This is a genomic window from Nocardia sp. 852002-51101_SCH5132738, from assembly GCF_001665695.1.
Taxonomy (GTDB): Bacteria; Actinomycetota; Actinomycetes; order Mycobacteriales; family Mycobacteriaceae; genus Nocardia; species Nocardia nova.
Genome location: NZ_LZML01000192.1, coordinates 1 through 1,386 on the forward strand (window position 1 = coordinate 1; position 1,386 = coordinate 1,386).

The window sequence follows — 1,386 nt, forward strand, 5'->3', positions numbered from 1 at the left end:
GGGACTGTCGGTGTTCCGGTGGATCTGATCTCGGTCCGATGAGTCGAGCCTGATGGCTCGGCAGGAAGGACCGACGAATGTCGGAGACACTCGAGGCCGTGGCGAACAAGGACGCGGCGGAGACGAAGAAGCTGGCCGAGCAGTTGCTGGCCCAAGCCAAGGAACAGGGCATCGATTTGGTCGGGCCGGGTGGGCTGCTCAACGAGCTGACCAAGACCGTGCTGGAAACCGCGTTGGAAGCGGAGATGACCGAGCACGTCGGATATGAGAAACACGATCCCGCCGGCCGTGGAACGGGCAACTCCCGCAACGGAACCCGATCCAAAACCGTGGTCACCGAGATCGGGCCGGTCGAGATCGATGTGCCCCGGGACACGAACTCCAGCTTCGAGCCGAAAATCGTGAAGAAGCGGCAACGACGTCTGTCCGGGGTGGACGAGATCGTGTTGTCGCTGTCGGCGAAAGGGTTGACCACGGGGGAGATTTCGGCGCATTTCGCCGAAATCTATGGAGCGTCGGTGTCCAAGGACACGGTCTCGGCGATCACCGACAAGGTGGTCGCGGAGATGACCGACTGGTGCAACCGGCCCCTCGACCGGGTATATCCGGTCCTGTTCATCGACTGCATCCACGTGAAGATCCGGGAGGGCAAGGTCGCGAACCGCCCAATCTACGTGGTCCTGGGTGTCACCGTGGCCGGTGAGCGCGACATCCTGGGGCTGTGGGCCGGCGACGGCGGTGAGGGCGCCAAATACTGGCTGCAGGTGTTGACCGAGATCAAGAACCGTGGAGTGGCCGATGTGTGCATCGCGGTGTGCGACGGGCTCAAAGGCCTGCCCGAAGCGATCAACACCGTCTGGCCGGCAACGGTGGTGCAGACTTGCGTGATTCACTTGCTGCGCAACACCTTCCGCTACGCAGCTCGCCAGAACTGGGACCGGATGAGCAAAGACCTCAAACCGGTTTACACCGCACCCACCGAGGCTGCTGCGAAGGAGCGATTCGGTGAGTTCGCCGGGAGGTGGGGCCAGCAGTATCCCGCGATCGTGCGGTTGTGGGAGAACGCGTGGACCGAGTTCACACCTTTCCTCGACTACGACGTCGAAATACGCCGTGTCATCTGCTCCACCAACGCGATCGAGTCATTGAACGCCCGCTACCGCCGCGCCGTGCGCGCCCGCGGACACTTCCCCACCGAGCAGGCCGCGTTGAAATGCCTGTATCTGGTGACTCGTTCACTCGACCCGACCGGCGTTGGTAAGGCACGATGGGCGATGCGATGGAAGCCCGCGCTCAACGCGTTCGCCATCGCATTCGAAGGCCGGATCAACCCGACCGGAAACTAACCCCTACCGGGGTCAGATCCACCGGTAATCCGACACTCCC

At 62.8% G+C, this 1,386-nt stretch carries 1 protein-coding gene; it reads left to right on the plus strand.

Features of this window, described 5'->3' with window-relative positions; translation table 11 throughout:
* Nucleotides 1-77: 77 nt before the first annotated feature.
* Nucleotides 78-1,346, plus strand: coding sequence for an IS256 family transposase (locus A5789_RS30245; RefSeq protein ID WP_064901666.1), 1,269 nt, complete (start codon nucleotides 78-80; stop codon nucleotides 1,344-1,346).
* Nucleotides 1,347-1,386 lie beyond the last annotated feature (40 nt).